The sequence below is a fragment of the Elusimicrobiota bacterium genome, from assembly GCA_016218575.1.
In the GTDB taxonomy this organism is placed as follows: domain Bacteria; phylum Elusimicrobiota; class Elusimicrobia; order UBA1565; family UBA9628; genus JACRDN01.
The window spans coordinates 69,637-90,950 of record JACRDN010000020.1 but is presented as its reverse complement, the minus strand read 5'-3'; the positions used below and the strand labels follow the sequence as shown (position 1 = coordinate 90,950).

At 63.9% G+C, this 21,314-nt stretch carries 29 protein-coding genes; all 29 read left to right on the top strand.

The window, feature by feature from the left end:
• The first annotated feature begins 4 nt into the window (after nt 1-4).
• The 29 genes from HY921_11230 (at nt 5) to HY921_11090 (ending at nt 21,311) form a co-directional block, all read left to right on the top strand.
• On the top strand, nt 5-706 hold the full coding sequence (locus HY921_11230) for a hypothetical protein (protein MBI5631443.1): 702 nt from the start codon (nt 5-7) through the stop codon (nt 704-706).
• Nucleotides 707-821: 115 nt separating this feature from the next.
• Complete coding sequence (locus tag HY921_11225) at nt 822-1,574, top strand: hypothetical protein (protein MBI5631442.1); 753 nt, start codon at nt 822-824, stop codon at nt 1,572-1,574.
• Complete coding sequence (locus HY921_11220) at nt 1,550-2,362, top strand: hypothetical protein (GenBank protein MBI5631441.1); 813 nt, start codon at nt 1,550-1,552, stop codon at nt 2,360-2,362. Before HY921_11225 ends, HY921_11220 begins: the two co-directional genes overlap by 25 nt.
• Nucleotides 2,363-2,400: 38 nt before the next feature.
• Nucleotides 2,401-2,841, top strand: a complete 441-nt coding sequence (rplM, locus tag HY921_11215; protein MBI5631440.1) for a 50S ribosomal protein L13 — start codon at nt 2,401-2,403, stop codon at nt 2,839-2,841.
• Entirely contained in the window at nt 2,838-3,245 is a 408-nt protein-coding gene (gene rpsI / locus HY921_11210; GenBank protein ID MBI5631439.1) for a 30S ribosomal protein S9, read from the top strand. Before rplM ends, rpsI begins: the two co-directional genes overlap by 4 nt.
• On the top strand, nt 3,246-3,557 hold the full coding sequence (locus HY921_11205; protein MBI5631438.1) for a hypothetical protein: 312 nt from the start codon (nt 3,246-3,248) through the stop codon (nt 3,555-3,557).
• Nucleotides 3,558-3,562: 5 nt separating this feature from the next.
• Nucleotides 3,563-5,401, top strand: coding sequence for an asparagine synthase (glutamine-hydrolyzing) (gene asnB, locus HY921_11200; GenBank protein MBI5631437.1), 1,839 nt, complete (start codon nt 3,563-3,565; stop codon nt 5,399-5,401).
• Nucleotides 5,394-6,038 (top strand): phosphoribosyltransferase, encoded by a 645-nt coding sequence (locus HY921_11195; GenBank protein ID MBI5631436.1) that lies wholly within the window; start codon nt 5,394-5,396, stop codon nt 6,036-6,038. The genes asnB and HY921_11195 overlap by 8 nt, the downstream gene beginning before the upstream one ends.
• Before the next feature lie 11 nt (nt 6,039-6,049).
• Complete coding sequence (locus HY921_11190) at nt 6,050-7,597, top strand: bifunctional metallophosphatase/5'-nucleotidase (protein MBI5631435.1); 1,548 nt, start codon at nt 6,050-6,052, stop codon at nt 7,595-7,597.
• Entirely contained in the window at nt 7,587-8,180 is a 594-nt protein-coding gene (locus HY921_11185; protein MBI5631434.1) for a hypothetical protein, read from the top strand. The genes HY921_11190 and HY921_11185 overlap by 11 nt, the downstream gene beginning before the upstream one ends.
• 36 nt (nt 8,181-8,216) lie before the next feature.
• On the top strand, nt 8,217-9,074 hold the full coding sequence (locus HY921_11180) for a hypothetical protein (GenBank protein MBI5631433.1): 858 nt from the start codon (nt 8,217-8,219) through the stop codon (nt 9,072-9,074).
• Nucleotides 9,075-9,179: 105 nt separating this feature from the next.
• Nucleotides 9,180-9,932 (top strand): triose-phosphate isomerase, encoded by a 753-nt coding sequence (locus tag HY921_11175; protein MBI5631432.1) that lies wholly within the window; start codon nt 9,180-9,182, stop codon nt 9,930-9,932.
• Between the two features lie 74 nt (nt 9,933-10,006).
• Nucleotides 10,007-10,591, top strand: a complete 585-nt coding sequence (gene pduL, locus HY921_11170; protein ID MBI5631431.1) for a phosphate propanoyltransferase — start codon at nt 10,007-10,009, stop codon at nt 10,589-10,591.
• Nucleotides 10,592-10,622: 31 nt separating this feature from the next.
• Entirely contained in the window at nt 10,623-10,919 is a 297-nt protein-coding gene (locus tag HY921_11165) for a BMC domain-containing protein (GenBank protein MBI5631430.1), read from the top strand.
• Nucleotides 10,916-11,230 carry a EutN/CcmL family microcompartment protein gene (locus HY921_11160; protein MBI5631429.1) on the top strand — a complete coding sequence of 105 codons (315 nt, stop codon included), beginning with the start codon at nt 10,916-10,918 and terminating at the stop codon, nt 11,228-11,230. The genes HY921_11165 and HY921_11160 overlap by 4 nt, the downstream gene beginning before the upstream one ends.
• A complete protein-coding gene (locus HY921_11155) occupies nt 11,217-12,653 on the top strand; it encodes an aldehyde dehydrogenase (protein ID MBI5631428.1) in 1,437 nt (478 codons plus the stop codon). Before HY921_11160 ends, HY921_11155 begins: the two co-directional genes overlap by 14 nt.
• Before the next feature lie 8 nt (nt 12,654-12,661).
• Nucleotides 12,662-13,213, top strand: a complete 552-nt coding sequence (locus HY921_11150; GenBank protein MBI5631427.1) for a BMC domain-containing protein — start codon at nt 12,662-12,664, stop codon at nt 13,211-13,213.
• Nucleotides 13,210-13,665, top strand: coding sequence for an RpiB/LacA/LacB family sugar-phosphate isomerase (locus HY921_11145; protein MBI5631426.1), 456 nt, complete (start codon nt 13,210-13,212; stop codon nt 13,663-13,665). The genes HY921_11150 and HY921_11145 overlap by 4 nt, the downstream gene beginning before the upstream one ends.
• Nucleotides 13,662-13,946, top strand: coding sequence for an ethanolamine utilization protein EutN (locus HY921_11140; protein MBI5631425.1), 285 nt, complete (start codon nt 13,662-13,664; stop codon nt 13,944-13,946). The genes HY921_11145 and HY921_11140 overlap by 4 nt, the downstream gene beginning before the upstream one ends.
• Before the next feature lie 3 nt (nt 13,947-13,949).
• Nucleotides 13,950-14,246, top strand: coding sequence for a EutN/CcmL family microcompartment protein (locus HY921_11135; protein MBI5631424.1), 297 nt, complete (start codon nt 13,950-13,952; stop codon nt 14,244-14,246).
• A gap of 175 nt (nt 14,247-14,421) precedes the next feature.
• On the top strand, nt 14,422-15,243 hold the full coding sequence (gene deoC, locus HY921_11130) for a deoxyribose-phosphate aldolase (GenBank protein MBI5631423.1): 822 nt from the start codon (nt 14,422-14,424) through the stop codon (nt 15,241-15,243).
• A gap of 4 nt (nt 15,244-15,247) precedes the next feature.
• Nucleotides 15,248-15,550, top strand: a complete 303-nt coding sequence (locus tag HY921_11125; GenBank protein MBI5631422.1) for a hypothetical protein — start codon at nt 15,248-15,250, stop codon at nt 15,548-15,550.
• 26 nt (nt 15,551-15,576) lie between these two features.
• Complete coding sequence (locus HY921_11120; protein ID MBI5631421.1) at nt 15,577-15,867, top strand: BMC domain-containing protein; 291 nt, start codon at nt 15,577-15,579, stop codon at nt 15,865-15,867.
• Nucleotides 15,868-15,877: 10 nt separating this feature from the next.
• Nucleotides 15,878-16,111 (top strand): hypothetical protein, encoded by a 234-nt coding sequence (locus tag HY921_11115; protein MBI5631420.1) that lies wholly within the window; start codon nt 15,878-15,880, stop codon nt 16,109-16,111.
• 3 nt (nt 16,112-16,114) lie between these two features.
• Nucleotides 16,115-17,650 (top strand): hypothetical protein, encoded by a 1,536-nt coding sequence (locus HY921_11110; protein MBI5631419.1) that lies wholly within the window; start codon nt 16,115-16,117, stop codon nt 17,648-17,650.
• Nucleotides 17,651-17,690: 40 nt separating this feature from the next.
• Nucleotides 17,691-18,692: a hypothetical protein gene (locus tag HY921_11105; GenBank protein ID MBI5631418.1), complete on the top strand. Its 1,002-nt coding sequence runs from the start codon at nt 17,691-17,693 to the stop codon at nt 18,690-18,692.
• Entirely contained in the window at nt 18,692-20,230 is a 1,539-nt protein-coding gene (locus HY921_11100) for a YifB family Mg chelatase-like AAA ATPase (protein MBI5631417.1), read from the top strand. Before HY921_11105 ends, HY921_11100 begins: the two co-directional genes overlap by 1 nt.
• Complete coding sequence (locus HY921_11095; protein ID MBI5631416.1) at nt 20,227-20,919, top strand: LysM peptidoglycan-binding domain-containing protein; 693 nt, start codon at nt 20,227-20,229, stop codon at nt 20,917-20,919. The genes HY921_11100 and HY921_11095 overlap by 4 nt, the downstream gene beginning before the upstream one ends.
• Nucleotides 20,916-21,311 carry a tetratricopeptide repeat protein gene (locus HY921_11090; GenBank protein ID MBI5631415.1) on the top strand — a complete coding sequence of 132 codons (396 nt, stop codon included), beginning with the start codon at nt 20,916-20,918 and terminating at the stop codon, nt 21,309-21,311. Before HY921_11095 ends, HY921_11090 begins: the two co-directional genes overlap by 4 nt.
• Nucleotides 21,312-21,314: the final 3 nt, after the last annotated feature.

Below are 21,314 nucleotides of genomic sequence, written 5' to 3'. Positions count from 1 at the left end.
ACGGATGGCCCGAGCCTGGCTTTTAGCGGTTCTTTTGACCGCCCTTGCCGCGTCCGGTGAGCCGATCGCCCCCCACCGCGCCCCGGCCCCGAGCCTGGCCGAGAGCCCTTCCGAGGGCGTCCGGGAGAGGCAGAATCTCCTCGCCGAGCTGTGGCAGAGGCGCATCCTGCCTCCAGAGGCCAACCAGTGGAGCCCGAGCGAGATGGCGGTGCTTTTGCGCATACGCAACGCCGAGGCGTCTGGAGCCGTGTCCTATTTAAGGAAGAAGAAGGAACTCTCCCAGGGGTTTGCCGTGCCTTACAGATTTGCCGCAAACCCCCAGACAGGCCTGCGCCTGACCAAGGAGGGCTTCGAGCGTTATCTTCTTCTAAAGTCCCAGGATGCCTTGGCGTATTTCGACTCCAAGGATGTGGAGGCGAAGTGGGCTTTTCAACAGAGGACGATGCAGGGCAAGCTCCTGTTCGACGGCCGCGGTCTTCTCACCGAGGCCGGAGAGGAGCTGTATGCCCGGGTCCTGGCCGGCAAGGAGGCCTTTTGGCGTACTTCCTCGGGGGAAATTCGCGGCAACCGTAGGCCCCCCGCGCAGAGCGCGCCTTCTTATAGGCCTCCCCCGCCGCCCCTGGGCCTTTCCACGGCCGAGCCTGATCCCGGAGGCGCCCCTCCGGCCGCTCCTCCCCCGCCCGAGGACGAGGAAGCCGCGGAATAATTATCCCCAAAACTTCGCGGCGAAGTTTTGGGGATAATTGGGAGTGAGCCTTTCGGCCTATGCCGGGTTGGGGCTTAAGACCCCTGAAGGATTCGTTCCAGTCCTCTACTATTAAATGATGGCTTATTGGCTCGCTCTCTTCCTGTCGGCTGCGACGGCTTGGGCCACGCAGCCTCAATACCTCCCGCATCAAGTCTTGGCCATGACTATCGTGCACGCCCGTCCCGTCTGGGAGGCCCGCAACCGGGAGGCTCCCCTGCCCCCGGCCCTTCTGGCCTTGAGCCGTCTTAATCCCCATTATGAGAAGGATCAGGTGAAATTCAGCGTTCTGGCAAGCGTTTTACAGCGCAATCCCGAGCCCACCGAGTTCTCGCCCGAGGCCGAGCTCGACTTGCGCAAGCAAGAGATGATCATCGCGGCGGTCGAGCAGGTGATTCCCGAGGCCGAGGGTTTTGTTCGGATCGAGATTGAGAGATTCCGGAATAAGGATGTCAGCGGGCTTGCGTTAGCATCATCCATGGATAAATTGAGGAGTTGGCAGCCCTATCTGGAGGCGAGTCCAATCAGGGCCGAGTTCATGCAAGTCCTGACTCAGATGGATATGGAGCTTGCCGAACTCAAACGCAGAAACGAGGCCAATGCCGATAGGCTTCTCAAGGAGATCGGCGAGGAACTCTTGGCGGGGTTGGCCGCTTCCTCGAAGCCTCCTGAGGCTCCGACGCGGGATCTGGAGAAAATGGGAACAGAGGGGGTTTCGGGTAAATTGATCCTCAACTATCAATCTCTTCCGGACGTGGATGAGAAGCTTGCTCGCAGCCAAGCCCCCCTGGGGCCCTACAGTCGTTGGAGAAATACGGCCCGCGGCTGAGCCTGGCCGCGGCCCATCCCCAGCCCGGGGCGTTCCTGGTGTATGCCGGCGAGGCCTTTCGGGATCTCAAAACGTCTATTCGCCACGACGGCCTCGACCGGATCGCGAAAACGCCCCTGGATCCTTACACGAAGTTCAAATTCGGCTATTACCGAAGCGAGCTTGATGTTTTTCTGGAGGCGATCCGCCGGAACATCTCGGCCGGCAATTTACGCTACCAGCGCAATAGAGAGTTCTTGGATTTCGAGATGTCGGTCAAGATGTTTCGGGACAAGATCGAGCGTCTTGAGAGGCGAGCCCAAGCTAAGGCCGACAGGGACTTGGACCGGATCCAGGCGGCGGCCGAGAATCTGGAGGAGAATCGTGGCCTTGGCCTGATCAAGCCGGCCGCGGTCCTTTCCGCCTATTACGACCGACTTGTCCGCGCGGCCGACGCCGACCGCGGGGCCGAGCATCTGGCGGTTCTAAAAGAGCATTTCGATGGGGGCTCCTGGCCGGAGTGGGTGCCCTCTCCATGGCATTTAGCTCGATTTTGGGGAGAGCGAATCGCCGAGGTGAACGCGGCTCTGCGCCGGGACGCATCGTGGCTGGGCGCTACCACCGTCGTCTGTATCCTGGCCGCGGCTTGGTACCTTTTCTATTTTCCCGAGGCCTGGACCACGACGCTTGTCGCCGGCGCCTTCTTGGCGTTGGGAGCCGTCGCGGGAGGGGCATTCACCCGCGTTCTGTGGCTGGGTTCGGTCGCTGAACGAATTTCGGCCCGCCTTCGCCGCGTCAATAAATTCTAGCTTGAACCGCCGCCGAAAAATTGGTAACATCTTTCATCATGTCACAGAATACGTATATCCATAAGCCGGAACAAGCCGGGGCCGATAGGCGCTGGCACATCATAGACGCCAAGGGGCGTGTCCTGGGCCGCATGGCCACCGAGGCCGCCAATCTATTGCGCGGCAAGCACAAGCCCACCTACACGACTTTCGTGGACTGCGGCGACTACGTCGTGATCACCAACGCGGCGCACATCCGATTGACGGGGCAGAAGGCCGTGGACAAGTTCTATTTCAGCCACTCGGGCTACGCGGGCGGGGCCAAGGTCACGACCTTCAAGCAGATGATGGCGAAGGACCCCCGCAAGGTCGTTTACCTCGCCGTCAAGCGCATGCTCAGCAAGAACCGCTTGAGCGGGCGTCAGCTCACCAGGCTCAGGATTTATCCGGGCGACAAGCAGCCCCATGGCCTTCACTCTTCCCAGGCGGTGTCCTCATGAGTCCTAAGAATCCACAGCACATTTTGGCGACCGGCCGCCGCAAGACTTCCGTGGCCCAGATACGGCTTGTCCCCAACGGGGAGGGCAAGGTCATGGTCAACGCCAAGCCCGTTGAGGCCTATTTCCACGGCCTGGATCACCAGGTGCAGAGCGTGCTCGCCCCGATAGAAGCCGTGGAGTCCGCCAAAAAATTCGACTACGTCCTCAAGGTGGGCGGGGGCGGGATCACCGGCCAGGCCGGCGCGGTCCGCCACGCCATCGCCAGGGCCTTGGCCAAACTCGACGAGAAGAGCCGCAAACTCATGCGCGTTCAGGGATATCTCACCCGGGACCCGCGCATGGTCGAGCGCAAGAAGAGCGGCCAGCCCAAAGCCCGAAAACGCTTCCAGTACTCCAAGCGCTGATTGGCGCCGATCACCGAAAGGATCAAGATCCGAGGCCTGGCTCGCCTGGCCTCGGGTTTTTTTTGCTTGTGGGGCGCGGTGGTTTCCCTCAAGGCCCTCTACGACCTATTTCTTGGGGAGCCCGAGGCCAACCTCTATGCCCCGGAGAAGTGGGCCTTCGTCACCCAGGAGCAATGGCTGCGCTATTCCGGCTTCGAGCTGGCTTATGGACTGGCTTGCCTCGCTTTGGCCCTCTACTTGGCCCGCTGCTCCCGCTTCCTGCCGGAAACCATGGATAGGCCCCGCCGAGAGCCCGACTTCGACCTTTTCTAAGGGCCATGTGCGGCATTTGCGGAATCCTTGACCTGGGCGGAGCGCCGGATCGCCGAGACCTCGGGAACATGCGCCGAGCCCTCCTCCACCGGGGCCCCGACGACGAGGGAGAGCATCGCGACGGGCCCGCGGCCCTGGGCTTCCAGAGGCTTTCCATTCTGGACCTGGAAGGCGGGCATCAGCCCTTCTTGAGCCGCGATGGCCGGGTCGCTTTGGTCTTCAACGGCGAGATATACAACCATCCGGAGCTCCGGGAGGAGCTCGAGCGGGGAGGGGTCCGCTTTCGGACCCGCTCGGACACCGAGACCTTGCTGGAGCTCTACCTCCAAGAGGGCGCGGCGGCCTTCAAGAGGCTCAACGGCATGTTCGCGGTCGGCCTATGGGACGGCCGATCAAAAGAGCTTCTTCTGGCCCGGGACCCGGTCGGGATCAAGCCGCTCTACTACCATTTCGACGGGAGGAGGCTTCTCTTCTCCTCGGAGCTCCGATCGCTTCTCAAAGGCGGGATCAAGGCGGGGGTAAACTCTTCGGGGCTTCTGGAGTATCTTCTTTACGGCAAAGTCCACGCCCCGCGGACCATAATCGAGGGGGTCTTGAAGCTCCCGCCCGGACACACTCTCAAGCTCGGCGCGGGGGAGCCGCGCCTCGAAGGCTACTGGGACTGGCCTTGGGAGGCTGCCGAGAGCGAGCTCGATTTCGAGGAGGCTCTTGAGGTCTTGGACCGCGTTCTTTCCGAGGCCGTGCGCGCCGCGATGCTGAGCGACGTCTCTTTGGGCGCGTTCTTGAGCGGCGGGGTGGACTCAAGCCTCATCGCGGCCTACATGGCGCGCCACTCCCCCGGGAAGGTGTCCACCTTCTCCGTGGGCTTTTCCGGAGCCGCCTCGGGTGTGGACGAATCGAACCATGCCCGGCGGGTGGCCAAGCACCTGGGCACCGACCATCACGAGTTGATACTCAAAGCCGGCGTTTTGGAGGGCCTCGAGGGCTCCATCCAGTTCTTGGATGAGCCCATCGCGGACTCGGCCATTCTGCCCACGTATCTCTTGGCCCAATTTGCCCGCGGCAAGGTCAAGGTCGCCCTCACCGGGGAGGGCGCCGACGAGCTGTTCGCGGGCTACAACCGCCACAAGGCGGCGTGGCTCAATGAGAAGCTTGTCTGGTGTCCTGCGGGCCTGGGCTTGACAGCCGCCCCTTTGGCCCGGCGCTTGGGCAAGGGCCGGATTTTCGCCGAGCTGCCCTACGCCTCCGTTGGGGACTGGGCTCGGGCCTCGGCGTCATCGAGCCTTGCCGAACTGCGCGAGTTCTTGGCCCCCGACTTTTGGGCCTTGTGCTCCTCCGGGACCCCGCTCTGGAGTGTCTACGACGGTCTCCCCATGAGGCGCCTCGACAGCGCCTTGGGGTTTGACTTCAAGACGGTTCTCTGCGATTCACTGCTCATGAAGGCGGACAAGGCCACGATGAAGGCCTCGCTCGAGGCCCGGGTGCCTTTCCTGAACCTTCCCGTCGTCGAGTTCGCGGCGAAACTCCCATCGAGCTTCAAGATCCGGCGATTCCGGGGCAAATACATTCTGAGGCGCTTGGCCGAGAAATACCTGCCTCTGGAGATCGCCTGGAGAAGCAAGCACGGCTTCATCGTTCCATGGGAATCCTGGGTCAGAAACCCCGGAAATCCCGCTCTTCGCGGGTTCGGCTTGGGTGGAGAGGGCGCCGCCTGGTTCTTCAACAAGGACGCCGTCCGGCGCGGGCACGGGGAGCTCGCTCGGGGAAGCCGGCGCGTGGAGGCCGGGCTATTTTTCCGGATCGCGGTTCTCGGGCTTTGGCTTGACTCCTTGGAAAATGTTTAGGGACCGCCGGGCCGCGGGCCGGAAGTTGGCGCAAAGGCTACTGCCCTTGCGCGCCGGTCCCGCTATCGTCCTGGCCTTGCCCCGGGGCGGAGTGGAGGTGGGCTATGAGGTGGCCAGGGCCCTCGAGATCCCCCTCGACATCGTGGTGGCGCGCAAGCTTCGAGCTCCGGCCGATCCGGAGCTCGCCATCGGGGCCGTGGCCGAGTGGGAGATTCCAAGGCCTGTCTTCAACCAGGATCTCATAGCGCGGCTCGGGGTCGGGCCGGATTATATTCAAGAGGAGCTCGGGCGCCAGCTCGCGGAGATCCGGCGCAGGCAGGACCTTTATCGCGGCGGCCGGCCCGCGGCGCAGCTTCGGGGAAAGCAGGTATTCCTCGTGGACGACGGCCTGGCCACGGGAGCCTCGGCCCGCGCCGCCGCTCTGGCCGTGCGGAGCCGCGGCCCCAGCTCCGTGACTTTGGCCGTTCCCGTGGCCTGCGCCGAGGTCGCCGCGGAGATCCGGCGCGAGATGGACTCTTTCGTCTGCCTGTTCGAGCCGGAGCCCTTCATCGCGGTGGGAAACCAGTATCAGGATTTCGAGCAGACTTCCGATGATGAGGTCGTCGAGATTCTGGAGTCGGCCCGGGGAAAGTGGTAGAATTGCGCCCGATGGGCAAATCGGCGATCCGCTTCCTGGCGCTCTGGCTGCTTCTTCTCGCGGGAGCCTCCGGGGCCGAGAGCCTCAAGATCTTCGTTTACCACACCAACGACATCCACGGCTGGATCAGGTCCCGCCCGGCCTCCTTTTACCAGGCCGACCCCAGCCGCCTCATCGGCGGCGCCGCGGTCCTTTCGAACGTGCTGAAGAAAGAGGCCGGGCCCAAGCTTCTTATCGACGCCGGCGACTGGTTCCAGGGCACGCCCGAGGGAAGCTTGAGCCGGGGCGAGTCCGCCGTGGAGATATTCAACGCCTTGGGCTACGACGCCGTAGCCGTGGGCAACCACGATTTCGATTTCGGCGAGGCTCGGTTGAAGGAGCTCTCGGGCATGGCCAAGATCCCGGTCCTGGCCGCCAACATTTACCGCAAGGACGGCCAGCGCGTCGCCTACCTAAAGCCCTGGATCGTCAAGGAAGTAGCCGGGGTGAAAGTCGGGATATTCGGCCTGACCACCACGCACATGAGGCAGCTCACCTTCCCGGAGAACTTCGCTGGCCTGGAGTTCCGCCGCGAGGTCGAGGCCGCCCGCGAGGCGGTCAAGGCTTTGCGGGCGCGGGGGGCCACGGTGATCATAGCCGCGACCCACGTGGGCTTCGAGAGTCCGGACATGGGTCCCTTCGAGGGAGACCAGACTGTGGCCTCCCAGGTCGAGGGCATCGACTTGATCGTGGGCGGGCACACCCATACGCCTTTGAGGGTCCCCGTGCGCGACGCGACCTACGGCACCCTCATCACCCAGGCGGGCTCCACCTTGAGCCAGGTGGGACGGGTAACGCTCGAGATCGACCCCAAGACCAAGAAGGTCGCGGCTTCCCGAGGGGAGCTCCTGGATCTGTGGGCCGACGAGTGGGGCGAGGACCCGGGGGTCTTGGCGCTCTCCGGCAAATACGAGTCGCGGGTCAAGGCGATCTTCGATGTGGTCGTGGCCACGGCCGCGGCCCGGCTCTCGCGCAATCGGGAGGGGGAATCCTCCTTGGGCGACTGGATGACGGACTGCGAGCGCTCCTGGGCCCGGGCCGACATCGCCTTCCAGAACGGCGGCGGCATCCGCGCCGATCTCGAGGCCGGTCCGGTCACGGTGCGAGACATCTTCAACGTCATGCCTTTCGACAACTACGTGGTGAGGCTGTCCATGAAGGGGGCCCTCGTGCGGGAGATACTCGACTACGGCGTCGGGCGCAGCAAGGGCATGCTCCAGGTGTCCGGAGTGGAATTTTCCTATGACCGCGACGGCGCCCAGGGCCGGCGCGCGGCCGCGGTCCTGGTGGGAGGCAGGCCCCTCGACGACGAGGCGTCCTACGAGGTCGCCACCATCGATTTCATGGTCAAGGGGGGGGACGGCTACACGCCCTTCGCCTTGGCCCAAAAGCAGGAGAACACCAAGACGCTTTTGCGCGACGTGCTGCGCGAGTGCGCCCGGAAACAGGGCCTGATCGCCGTCCCCTCCGGGGGACGCCTGCGCTCGGGGCCGGGGCGGGGGGATTCCCATGGTACTTAAGAATGTCCGAGCCAAAGCCGACGCCTACTGGACGAGGACCAAGAAGTTCCTGGCGGCTCTGAGCTGCTGGGGCCTCGTCTTTAGCCTGGTCACCATCTGCCGGCTGGGGGTGGCCTTTGACTACGACGACACCTTGGTCTTCTCCACCCCGGCCTTGAGCCGCGCCTTCGCCAACACGGCCCAGCCCTTCTCCGAGGCTTTCTGGTCCGTCGTCAACCAGTCCTACGACTTGGAGAAGCCCAAGCTCATCCCCTACGTCCTGGCCTGGATGTTCAGGGTTTTCGGCTTCCGGGTAGCCATCCTCACCGCCCGCCCCGCGGTGGATGCCGAGCCCTTGAAGAAGGAGTGGCGGCACCTGGTCGGCCGCGGCCAGTTCCATTTCACGAGCCGCGAGAACAAGCATCAATACCTGCAAAGCGGCAACTACGTCCTCTTTTTCGGCGACAGCGACTCCGACATCCAGCAGGCCCGCCGGGCCAGGGTCTTCGCCATCCGCGTCAAGCGCAGTCCCAAGTCTCTGTTCAAGGACGACTACCACCCCGGGACCATGGGAGAACTGGTCATTCCGCTTTCGGAGTACTAGCGGAAGTTATCCACAATGCTTCGCGGCGAAGTTCTGTTGATAACTTTCGCCGCCATTCAGCCCGGGCTCGCCGCGGCGGCCCCTTCTCCCGAATTCATCATACGCAACGCGATCAAACTTGAGAGCCCGGTCGAGCTGCCCGACCGGATGTTCCCGGAGCTCAAGGGTTATGATGTCATCATCTTGGGGGAAATGCACGGGACCAACGAGGCCCCGGCTTTCGTTCAGGGGCTTCTGAGATTGATCGCCAGAAACGGCCGATCAGCTTTCTTGGCCGTTGAGATTCCGGCCGGAGAGCAGCATGCGATTGATTCGTTTCTTGAAACCGGGCGAATTGATATTCTCAAAAAGACGGCTTTTTTCAGCAGGGATTTCCAGGACGGCCGCTCCAGCCGGGCGATGGCGGGCCTTTTGGAGGCGGTGCGGTCCATTCCCGGAGTCGAGGTCGTTTGCTTCGATCCCGGAATCTCCGCGGGAGCGCAGGAGCGCGACAGCGGCATGGCGCGAAATATCAAGGACGCCTTCCTGCGCCTGCGCAAGGATCATGCGGTGGTTCTGGCGGGCAACGTGCACGCCTCGATCGGCAGGGGGACTTCTTGGGATAAGAATTATCGACCCATGGGCTACCTGCTGCACGCGGGGCCCGGCGCGATCTTCTCCCAAGACGAGATTTTGGCCGTCCTCAACCGCTATAAAAAAGGGAGCGCCTGGGTTTGCTCGGGAGGCGCGGCCTCGGACTGCAAAGAGACCGCGCTTGAACAAAAGGATAGCGGCTACACTTTAGCCGTCCCCTGGTCGAGTTATTTCCTAAAGGAGCCCGAGCTTGCGCGAGGCTATAACGCGACATTCTTTTCCCGCGCGATCACGGCTTCCGCTCCTCTCGGGCGCCAATAGTCGTTGCATAATTTGACAAGCCCCCGGCATTCCGATAGAATACCTCCCGCTGACGGAATGCTTGTGGCCACTTTGGCCACAAGCCGATAATAAATGACCTCTTCTTTGCGCCGACCCCTCATCGCCGGAAACTGGAAAATGCACCTCACCTTGGCCCAATCCGTGGAGCTGGCGCGCGCGGTCAAGGAGGGGGCGGCGGGCTCTCCCGGAGAGGTCGCCCTTTGCGTTCCCTTCACCGCGCTTTCGGTCGTCGCCGAAACGCTCGAGGGAGGCTCCGTGCGCCTGGGGGCCCAGGATGTTTTTTGGGAAAGCCAGGGGGCCTTCACCGGGGAGATTTCCCCTGCCCAGCTCGTGGATGCCGGCTGCCAGATGGTCCTCATAGGCCATAGCGAGCGCCGCAGGCTCTTTGGGGACACGAACGAGGCCGTGCAGAAGAAGCTTAAAAGCGCCTTGGCGGCGGGGCTTGTCCCCATCGTCTGCGTCGGCGAGACCTTGGAGGAGCGAGAGTCTCAGAAAACCTTCCGCGTGCTCGAGGCCCAGATGAAGGCTTTGGAAGGGTTTGCCCCACAGGAAATTTCGCGCCTCATAGTCGCCTACGAGCCGGTCTGGGCCATCGGCACGGGCCGCACCGCCACCCCGGCCCAGGCCCAGGAAGCCCACCTTTTCATCCGCAAGAACGCGGCCAAGCTTTACGGAGAAGGCTTCGCATCGGGCCTGCGCATCCTCTATGGGGGCTCGGTCAAGGCGGAGAACGCGGATTCCTTGATGGCCCAGCCCGATATCGATGGGGCCTTGGTCGGGGGAGAGAGCTTGAAGCCCATCTCGTTTTTGCGCATCGTTCACTTTCGGAATAATTAAGTAACTGTCACTGAATTACTATGGAACAGAATCCCGAGCTGGCCAAGAAGATCACGGCCGAGATCGTGTCGCGCATGGAGCGCTCCAAGAGCCCGATACCGGTCGGGGTCTCCAACCGCCACGCGCATTTCACCCAGGAGCATTGGGACGCGCTTTTCGGCAAGGCCCGCCAGCCTAGGAAATTCCGCTCGGTCAAGCAGCCCGGGTTCTGGGCCTGCTACGAAACAGTGGCCGTGGAGGGGCCCAAGGGCAAGATCGAGAACGTGCGCTTGATCGCCCCCCACCGCCCCAAGACCCAGATCGAGATTTCACAGACCGACGCGCAGGCTTTGGGCCTGCGCCCTCCCATCCGCGACTCGGGCAAACTCGAGGGCTCGGCCCCGGTGCGCGTGATCGGCCCGGCAGGGACGCTCGAGATCAAAGAGGGCCTCATCATCGCCCGGCGGCACATTCATTTTCACCCGCTCGAGGCCCAGGCCATGGGCATCAAGGACGGGGAGGTCGTGCGGGTCCGAGCCGGCGTGGGCGGGCCCCGGGAGCTCGTTTTCGAGCAGGTGCTGTGCCGGATCTCGGACCAATTCAGCCTCGAGTTCCATTTGGACACGGACGAGGCCAACGCGGCCTGGATCAAGAACGGAGAGAAGGTCAACATCGCATGAAAGAGACCCCCGCCACTTACATGGAGGAAACATGACTGCATTAGGAATGATCGAGACGCGCGGATTGGTGGCGTGCATTGAGGCCGCGGATGCGGCCGTGAAGGCCGCCGACGTTAGGATCGTGGGCTACGAGAAGGTGGGAACGGGGCTTGTCACCGTGCTGTTCCGGGGAGAGGTCGCCGCGGCCAAGGCCGCCTGCGACGCCGGCGCCGCTGCGGCCCAGAAGGTCGGGGAGCTCATCGCCGTGCACGTGATTCCCCAGCCGCATCCGGACTTGGAGGGGAAGATGCCCATCTCCTTGGCCGAGAACCTGAGCCGCAGGAAATGATTTTCGCACGAGTCACCGGCAACGTCGTCTGCACCCTGAAGGACCCGAAGCTCATCGGGTCCAAGCTCATGCTGGCGCAGCCCGTCGACCTATCCGACAATCCCAAGGGGAACCCCTTGGTGGCGGTGGACTCCGTGGGAGCGGGGGAGGGTGAACTCGTGCTGCTCGTCCAGGGCTCGAGCGCGCGCCAAACCTCGCGGACTTCCGGGAGTCCCGTGGACGCCGTGATCTTCGCCATCGTGGACTCGGTGGAGCAAGGCGGCAAGATCGTCTTCAGGAAATCAAGCGACCCCGTCCATGCGGCCAGATGAGATAGCCCTCATCGTGGGCGAGGTCTTAAAGCGTCTGGAGGCGGGTTCCGCCTCCGGGGGAGCCTTGGCCGTGCTTTCCGCCGCGGCCGGCGATCCCGTGGCGCACTCTAGCGTGGACGGGGCCGTGGCCGCCGCGCAAAGGGCGCAGGAGGCCTTCCAAGAGCTGGGCTTGGAGGCCCGCCGAAAGGTCATCGAGGCCATGAGAAAGGCCGCGGTCGCCGCCGCCGAACGCCTGGCCCGCCTTGCCCGAGAGGAAACCGGAATGGGCCGTGAGGCGGACAAGGTCCAGAAAAACCTTGTCTGCGCCCTGAGGACCCCCGGCGTGGAGGATTTGAAGTCCCTGGCCTACACCGGAGACAAGGGCCTGACCTTGGTCGAGTACGCGCCCTACGGGGTCGTGGCCGCGGTGACCCCCTCGACCAACCCCGCGGCCACGGTGATCAACAACTCGATTTCCATCCTCTCGGCGGGCAACGCCGTGGTGTTCGCGCCCCATCCCGCCGCGGCCAAGTGCTCGGCCGAGGCCATGAGGGTCTTGAGCCAAGCCGCCGTGGAGGCGGGGGCGCCCCCTGGGCTTATCTCGACCGTGGCCCCGGCCTCTCAGGAATTCACCCGCGCCCTTTTGGCTCATCCCGCGGTGAGCGTCAACCTCGTGACCGGGGGGCCGGCCATAGTCAAGGTCGCCATGACCACGGGGAAGGCCTGCAAGACCATCGCCGCGGGCCCGGGAAATCCTCCCGCCGTGGTGGATGAGACCGCTCAATTTCCGAAATGCGCCGCCGACATCGTGACCGGCGCCTCCTTCGACAATAACGTTCTCTGCACGGCCGAGAAGGAAGTGATCGTGACCGCCGCGGCGCGGGAGAGGTTTCTCGAGTCCCTGCGCCGGGACTCACGCGCCTGGGAGCTCAAGCCCTCCCAGGCGGACGCCGTGACTCGCCTCGTGATCCAGGAGGGAGGACGCGGCTGCAAGGAGCCGAGGCTCAACCGGGAGTTCGTGGGTCGTGACGCCCGCGTCATCGCCCGGGCCGCGGGCCTCGACGTCCCGGAAAGCGTGCGCATCCTTTGGGCCGAGGTCCCCAACGACCATCCCCTGGTTTGGACCGAGCAGCTCATGCCCGTCCTGCCGGTGACCGCGGCCCCCGACGTGGACAAGGCCATAGAGCTTGCCCGAGAGGCGGAGGGCGGCAACCGCCATACGGCCTCCATGCACTCCATGAACGTGGACCATTTGACCCGCATGGGCCGGCGCATGCAGTGCTCGATTTACGTCAAGAACGCTCCGACCTTTTACGGGCTTGGCATGGGGGAGGGCTACGCCTCCATGTCCATAGGCACGCCCACGGGGGACGGCCTCACCAAGGCCTCCCATTTCGCCCGGCCGCTTCATTGCAGCCTGGTCGGCTACTTTCGCATCTGTTGAGGAGAGACATGCAAGCCAATATCGCGGTGGGACTCATCGAAGCCTCCTCGATCGCCAAGGGCGTGGAGGCGGCCGACGCCATGTGCAAGGCCGCCTCTATCAAGCTCGTCAGGACCCAGGTCCTGGCCCGCGGCAAGTACGTGATCCTCGTTTCGGGCCCTGTGGGAGAGGTCGAGTCGGCCTTGAGGGCCGGCCGCGCCGTGGCGGGGGGCGCTTTGATCGACGAGGTGATCATCCGCAATATCCACGCCGCCGTCCTGGCCGCCCTCGACAAGAGGATCGCGGTGGAATCCCTGGAAGCCGTCGGAATCATCGAAACCAAGGACTCCATCGCCGCGGTCCGCGCGGCGGACGCCGCGGCCAAGGCCGCCGCGGTCCATGTCCTCGAGGTCAAGACCGTGGTGGGGGGAGGCAAGGGCTACGTGAGCCTAGCCGGAGAGCCGGCGGCCGTGCGCTCGGCCGTGGCGGCCGGGGTCTCGGCGGTGCCCGCGGCGATGCTCATCGGCCATGTGGTGATCCCCCAGGCCGACTCCCAGATGCTGGCGGCGGTGGGCAAGTGAAAATCGTCTTGGGCTCGGACCACGGGGGCTTTTCGGCCAAGGAACTCGTCAAGAGGCGCCTGCAGAAGGCCGGCCACGAGGTCTCGGATTTCGGCTGCCATTCCCTGGAGGCCGTGGACTATCCCGACGTGGCTTTGCTTGCAGGCGAAGCCGTGGCGCGCGGGGATTTCGACAAGGCCGTGCTCCTGGACGGCTTCGGCGGGGCCGTGGCCCTGGCCGCCAACAAGATTCCGGGCGTTCGCGCGGTGGCGGCCTACAACTCCGTCTCGGCGCGCTTCGCCGCGGCCCACGATGACGCCAACGTCCTGTGTCTTGGGGGAAAAACCCATGGGGAGGCGGCCCTCATGGAGATGCTCGACGTCTTCTTTTCCACGCCCTTCGAGGGCGGCCGCCACGAAAGGCGCCTGGCCAAGATCGCGGAGATCGAGAAAAAATACGCGAGGGCCGGATGAAGCTCGCCCGCGTGGTCGGCCGAGTGTTCTGCTCGCGGCAGGAGCCCAAGATAGAGGGAAAGAAACTCCTTCTCATCGAGCCCCTGCGCTGGGAGGACGGGCAGGTTTCCGGGCCGCCCCTGGTGGCCGCGGACGCGGTCGGGGCGGGAGCCAGCGAGAACGTTTTTTGGGTAGCGGCCCGCGAGGCCGTCGTCGCCTTCGACGACGAGCCCTGCGTGGACGCGGCCGTCGTGGGGATCGTGGACGGCCATCAAACCAAGGGCTCGCGCGCCAGGCGCTGATTCATGTTCATCGCAGAGGTCATCGGCAATGTTTGGGGCACGCGCAAGCACAAGTCATTGACCGGCAGACGGCTTCTTTTGGTCAGGCCCATAGACCCCGTCAGCAAAGAGCCCCTGGGCGAGGCCATCCTTGCCTTGGACGGCGGGGTCGGCTCCGGCCCGGGCAGCGTGGTTTTGGTCGTTGACGAGGGGGGATCGGCCCGTTCGATCATCAAGGACGACAAGGCCCCGGTGCGGGCCGTGATCTGCGCCATCGTGGATCAGGTGATCTCGTGCGGGCGGGTGAAACGCTATGCGTGAGGCAGCGCTCAGGAAAGTGGTCGAGGAAATCGTGAAGGTCTTGGCGGAAAAGGGGCTTCTAAAGGAGGATGGGTGCTGTTGCTCTTCCAACGCCGGGGCAGAGGCCCATGCGTCCAAGGAAGTGCGGGTGACCGTAGGCACCTCCGGCAAGGTTTTTTCCGAAGAATGGCCATCTATGGGACGTAAACCCGCTTCCCTCGCGCCCAAACCGGCCGAGCGCGAGGACTGCTGCCCGCATTGCGAGCCCCTGGCCCGCTGCAGCGAGAGCGACCTCAAGGCCTTGGGGGCCGACCGCGTGGCGGCCTGCCATCCGACCAAGGCCTGCTCCTCGGTGGCGCGCTGCGTGGACCACACCATGCTCAAGCCCAACGCCACCCAGGAGGAGATCGCCAAGCTCTGCGCCGAGGCCAAGGAATTCTGCTTTGCCTCGGTCTGCGTCAACCCGAGCTACGTGCCCTTGGCGGCCCAGCTTCTGAGGGGCAGCGGGGTGAAGGTGTGCACGGTGGTGGGCTTTCCCCTGGGCTCGACCACCTCCACGGTCAAGGCCGTAGAGGCCCGCGACGCCATGGCCAACGGGGCCGACGAAATAGACATGGTCATCAACGTTGGGGCCTTGAAATCGGGCAACGACGCCGCGGTTTTCGAGGACATCCGGACCGTGCGCGAGGCCGCTCGGGGCCGCGTGCTCAAGGTGATCCTGGAAACGGCCCTTCTTTCCCAAGATGAAAAGACGAGGGCCTGTCTTCTCGCCAAGAAGGCGGGAGCCGATTTCGTGAAGACATCCACCGGTTTCGGGGGCGGGGGCGCCTCCGTGGAGGACGTGCGCCTCATGCGCCAGACCGTGGGGCCTTTGATGGGCGTCAAGGCGTCGGGAGGCATCCGCGACGCCAAGGCGGCCCAGGCGATGCTGGAGGCAGGGGCGACCCGTTTGGGCACCTCCGCCAGTGTTGCCATCGTCACGGATGCCGCAGACTCGGGGGAGAAAAAGGGGTACTGAGCCTATGTCCAAGAACAAGCCTGTGAAGTTCAACGTCAGAATAGACATACAGTGCGGGATTTGCGGTTCCTTGACCCACCACGCCGCCGGGGCTTTCCCAAAGTTCTGCGCCTGCTGCGGCGCGGCCATGGAAAGGTTCTGCCTCATCTGCCACAAGAAGGCCGACATGTTTTTCGAGGAATGGTGGCCGGAGGAGGACGAGTGCTTGCGAACCTACAGCCCGTCCAAGAGGTGCGGCTCGTGCAACGCCGTCCTCGAGGCCCAGGGCAACAACCAGTTTTACGAAGAGCGAGGGTACCAAAATTAACTATTCCGGGGGCTGATATGGCTGAAATTCGCGAGGCGTTGGGGCTTGTGGAAACCAAGGGTTTTGTGGGCATGATCGAGGCTTCGGACGCCATGGCCAAATCCGCCAAGGTCAGGCTCTTGGGCTACGAGAAGGTGGGCAGCGGCCTAGTGACCACTTTGTGCCGGGGCGAGGTCGGAGCCGTGCGCGCGGCGGTGGACGCGGCCGCGGCCGCGGCTCAAAAGGTGGGAGAGCTCGTGGCCGTGCACGTGATTCCGCGGCCTCATGACGACCTTGAGAAATACCTCGACCAGATCTCAATCAAGCTGGCGCGCTGAAGGGGCCTTAATGCTGAATCGGGACGATCTCATTGACCTCATCATGGGCCATTTGAGGGAGCTTCCGGTTAGAGCCCCGTCCGCCGGCGGGCCCCGTGGACGGCTGTTTCTCTCCGAGCATGAAATTAAGAAGAGATTGACGCCGGCGGGAACGGAGCTTAAAATACCGAGAGGAGCCATCATCAGCCCGCTGGCCCAAGACTGGCTCGTCTTGAAAGGCGTCAAGATTGTTGACAGGGCCTAACCCATGGAAAAATGGGAGATACGCCCCGCCCCGACGCGATTCGACCCGCGCCGCCATCTCCTTCTCCTTCAGGGAGACAAGAAGGAGGTGGCGCGGCTGGTGAAGACTTTCGGGGCCTTGTGCGGCCGCCCCGCCTCCGTCCAGGATCCCGCGGGCTACAACATCAGTATTCCCCTGCATAATCTTACCCAGGCCTCCTTGGGTCGGGTGAAGGAGTTTCTTGAGAAGATGGGGCCTAGCGCTCCTGCCGGGACGCCGCGCATGGAGCCAGAGCCGGCTCCGGTTGAGCCGCCGCCTACGATTCCCGAGCCCATGAGGCCCAACGCATCTCCTGAAGGGCCTCAGGACAGCACCTCTGCCGGGGTGCTGATCCCTATAGACTCGCGCCTCAATTTCGATTCCCTCCGGGTCGGGCCCTTCAACCGTTTCGCCCATGCCGCGGCCACCTCCGTGGTCGGCTCGCCCGGAGCCATGTACAACCCGCTTTTTCTCCACGGGCCTCCCGGAGTGGGCAAGACCCACATGCTGCACGCCATTGGAATCGGTCTCGGACAGCCCCTCGATCCCCAAGCCGTGGTCCTCACCTCGGCCTGTCTCCTGTCGAGAGTGGCCGGCCCGGCCGGCGGCAGGCCCAAGGAGCTCGCGGCCCTGATCGGCAAGGCCCAGGCTCTGCTGGTGGACGACATACATCTTCTTTCCATCACGGACCAGAACAAGCCGGCGCTCGACAAGATCTTCGGCCATTTTTTCGGCAAAAACCTCCAGGTGGTGTTCACCTCGATTTATCCCCCCAAGGCCTTAAGCGCCTTGGAGGAGGCGCTCAAGATATCCTTCGGTCGGGGCTGGTCTGTGGATCTTAAGGTGCCCGGCGTCTCCGCGCAGGAGGACATCATACAGGGTTTTTTGGACCGGCATTCCTTTCAGCTGCCGAGCGATTCCATCAAGGTTTTCCAGGACAAGCTGGGCGGCCATTTCGGGGAGATCCGGAAATGGCTGACGCGCTTCGTGGCCTTGGCCGCGGCCACCCAAGCGCCGAGGCCCGAGGATCTCATCGCGCCCCTTTTCGATTTAGGCCTGGCCGAGGGCAACCAGGAACTGCCCTCCAAGGCTCAGCTCGCGGCGGCTCAAAACGAGCCGCTGCCCCAAGGGGGGGGCGTCAAGCTCGCCTGGCTGCTCCCCAAGGGCCAGGATGAGATGGGGCCGTGGCTGGCCCAGCGCCTTCATGAGTCCGCGCTGAAGTTCGGGCTCAAGGTTTCCTATCATACCGTGCTCTGCGACGTTTACGACTCGGAGCAGCCTTTTGGGGCGCCGTTTGAAATCGCGGAAAAATGCCGCCAGGCGGGCGCCCAGGCCGCTTTGATCATGGGCCCTGCGGGCGAGTCGAGCCTGGCCGCCAAGGAGGTCGAGTTTTCCCACGCGGTCGGGCACGTCCTGGAGAGCTTCGGCGTCCGGCCGGGCTGGATCCCGCATCGCGGCACCATGTCCTTGAGCAATTTTCTGCGCCTTCATTTGGACTTCATGTCTCGTCCCCTTCTTTGAAGTGGAACTTTTTCGGGGGGATCGTCGTATAAGAAGGGATGTGGTTATGCTCCTGCTCGGTTTTTGGTGCCTGCTCCAGCTTTCGGGCTGCGCGGGCCTGCGAGGCGGGGGGCAGGCCGGGCCCGAAAAGGAAATGGTGAAAGCGCAAGAGCCCTGCCAGGCCTTAAAGCCCGCCCTCGAGCTTTATTTGCCTTCCGTTCCCGGCCCCGCCGAGGCCCGGGCCTTGGAGGAGAAGCTTTATCCCCATTGCGGGGATTACGCGCGAAAGGCCGGAGGGGGAATATTCGAGGTCTCCTATGGCCGTTTGGGGCGAGACTTGGAGCGCTGGGGGGTGTTGGCGCGCGCCGGAGCCGTGGGCTCGCCCAAGATCGCGCTTTGGATACAAGGGGCGCAGCCCGGCGCGCGCGAGGCCTTGAGGCTGGCTCTGCTCGAGCGGGGCTATCAAGCCGTGGACCTGCAGGACCCGGATGGCTCCGCCAGGGCGTCCAGCCGAGAGGGGGCCGAGACCCTGGCCCGGCGCGCCGGCGCGCGTTGGCTCGTGGCCGGCAAGTCCGAATCCGTCCGCAAGGATGGGCTCGAGGGCTATTTTTCATGGGAGGCCGGACTTCGGCTCGAGGTTCGGAGCCTTGAGCCTTCCGTTCCCCTCAAGGAATGGACCGAGTCCGCCTCGGCCGTGGACCTCACCGCGGAGGGGGCCCAGGAGAAGGCCGCGGCGAATGCCGGGGAGCTGGCGGGCGGCAAGCTCGCGGCTTTGCTGGCCGAGCAGGTTCCGGAGCGGCGCGACATGGCGGTCGTGGTCCAGGGGCCGGCGAGTCTCGACAAGATACGGCGCTTCTTGGAAGCTCTGCGAGCCCTGCCCCGGGTGGCCTCGGCGCGCTTTGAATCGCGCGATGCCGGGCAGGCCAGGATCATGGTTCTATCCGGCGGGGCGTCCGTCGATGAGCTTGCGGCCGCCATACTGGAGCTCAGGCAGTTCCATTGGAGCGTGCGGTCCTTGGATTCAGATTACCGAATTCTAGAGCTTTCACCCGAGGATTACTGATGCTGTCTTGCGTGCATTCCGCCGGGGTCAAGGGAGTCGAGGGCTATTCGGTCCTCGTGCAGCTTGACTTGGCCAACGGCCTGCCGGGCTACACCACGGTCGGACTGCCGGACAACGCGGTGCGCGAGTCTCGCGAGCGGGTGGTTTCCGCCTTGCGCAATTCCGGCTACCGCATGCCTTCCAAGCGCATCACCGTGAATCTGGCTCCGGCCCAATCGCGCAAGGAAGGTACGCATTACGACCTCCCTATCGCCTTGGCCCTGCTGTCCGCCTCGCGTCAAATTTTGATGGGACCTTGCTCCAAGGACTACTGCTTTATCGGAGAGCTCGGCTTGGACGGGGCCTTGGTGCCGGTGCCGGGTGTGCTGGCCATGGCCCTGGAGGCCAAAGCCAAGGGCTTCAAGGTCCTGGTCGTGCCCTTGGGGAACGCGAGGGAAGCTTCCGCTTCCGGGCTCCAGGTTTACGCAATAAGGCATTTACGCGAGGCGGTGGCGCGCATGACCGGGGATTCCCCGGCCCAGGAGGAAGTCTCCGAGGAGGACGCCCTGGAGGACTCCGCGAGCCCCTGCGGCGACCTCGCCGACGTGAAAGGGCAGGTCTTGGCCAAGAGAGCCCTCGAGATCGCGGCGGCCGGGGGGCATAATCTGCTTCTCATCGGCCCGCCGGGAATCGGCAAGTCCATGCTCGCTTCCAGGCTCATCGGCTTGCTTCCGCCTTTAAGCCGGCAGGAGTCCTTGGAGGTTTCCAGGATCTATTCCGTCAGCGGCAAGCTCCCGTGCGGGGGGCTTGTCCGTCAAAGGCCGTTCCGGGCCCCGCACCATCAGTCCTCGGCGGTTTCCTTGACCGGGGGCGGTCCGGCCTCCAGGCCAGGCGAGGCTTCCCTGGCTCACGCCGGGGTGCTCTTCCTCGATGAGTTGGCCGAGTTTTCCCGGCCGGCCCTGGAGGCCTTGCGCCAGCCCTTGGAGAGCTTCGAGGTGACCGTGACCCGGGCCAGGGAGGCCTTGATTTATCCGGCCCGCTTCCTGCTGGCCGCGGCCACCAACCCTTGCCCCTGCGGCTGGCGCGGCCATCCCAGGAAGGAATGCGTCTGTACCCCGGCCATGCTGCGCAAGTATCTGGCGAAATTCTCGGGCCCCCTTTTGGATCGCATCGACTTGCACGTCGAGATGGCTCCTCTCGACTTCGAGGAATGGGCGGCCTCATCGCCCACGGCGTCCGCAGGTGAAACCACGAAGAAGGTTCGCCTGCGCGTGGCCAAGGCCCGGGACATCCAAAGGGAGCGCCTCGCGGGCGTCTGGGGCCTCAACGCCTACATTCCGGCCAAGGACTTGCAGCGCCGCTGTCGCCTGCAAGGCGAAGCCTTGGGCCTGCTGGAGAAGGCCAGCCGCAAGTGGAATTTGAGCGCGCGCAGCCTCGACCGCCTGCTCAAGGTCTCCAGGACCATCGCCGACTTGGAGGGAAATCCCGGGATCGAGGTCCGTCATTTGGCCGAGGCCATGCAATTCAAGGGTCTGGAAAGGCTGTTAGGAGGGGTATGAAAAAAATAGTTTTAGCGGCGGCATTATCCGGAGGGCTGGCGCTTCCCGCCTGGCCGGCGCAGCGGCACACCGTCAAGAAAAATGAGTGCCTTTGGAACCTGGCTAAAAAATACTACGGAGACCCTTTCCTCTGGGAGGAAATCGCCCGGGCCAACGACGTCACGGTGAAGAATCCCGAGCTGATATTTCCCGGGCAGATGTTGGTAGTTCCCGGAGTGGAAGAAAAAGGAGAAAAAAGGCCCTCTTCAGCATCCTCCGTATTTGCGCAGGAAGAGGATGACACTATTGCCCAGTCCGGCGCGGCCGCCGCCGCGCCGGACGACATCTCCAGCGAAATGCCGCCGGCCATGGCCGGCCAGTACCCCTCCTTGGACCGCTTCAAGGCTCCTGCGGGCTGGGCACGGGATGGGGAAGTGGTCGAGTTCGAGGGCCGCGAGGCCATGTCGGCGGAGGGAGACATGGTGACCGGCAAGCTACTTGGCAAGGCCGGGGTGTCCAAGGGACATCGGCTCGGGGTGTACCGCCGGGACGCTCCCCAGGAGCTCGACGAGGACCAGGACGCCCTGTATCTGCAAAGGGTCGGACGGGTCGAGGTTCGGGAGGACTTGGGAGGGGGGCGTTGGAAGCTCCTCATACTTAAGTCCAGCGACGCGGTCCAGGTTGGGGATTGGCTTCGGAGGTTTGAATGAGAATCTACGTTTTAATCGTGTTGTCCTTGTGGGGGGCTTACTACTACGCGACGCGGAAGGTCCAGTTCAAGTTTCACGACTCCTTGGAGTACGCCAAGAAGAATCCCCAGGCCAAGTGGGCGCCGAGCCTGGATTATTACGTGGGCATGGCCTACTACCAGCGCAGCGAATATCCTCAGGCCCAGGAGGCCTTCACCCAGCTCTTGACGGATTATCCGACGTCGCAGTACGCCCCCAAGGCCCTGCTTTACTTGGCCGAGGTGGCGGAGCGCAACAGCGACTGGGAGGCGGCCAAGGCCGCGCTCTCCCGCTTCATTGATAAGAACCCCGACAACCCGAAGGCCGAGACCATGAAGAAGAAGCTGGAACTCATCAAATACCACCACCCATGAGGC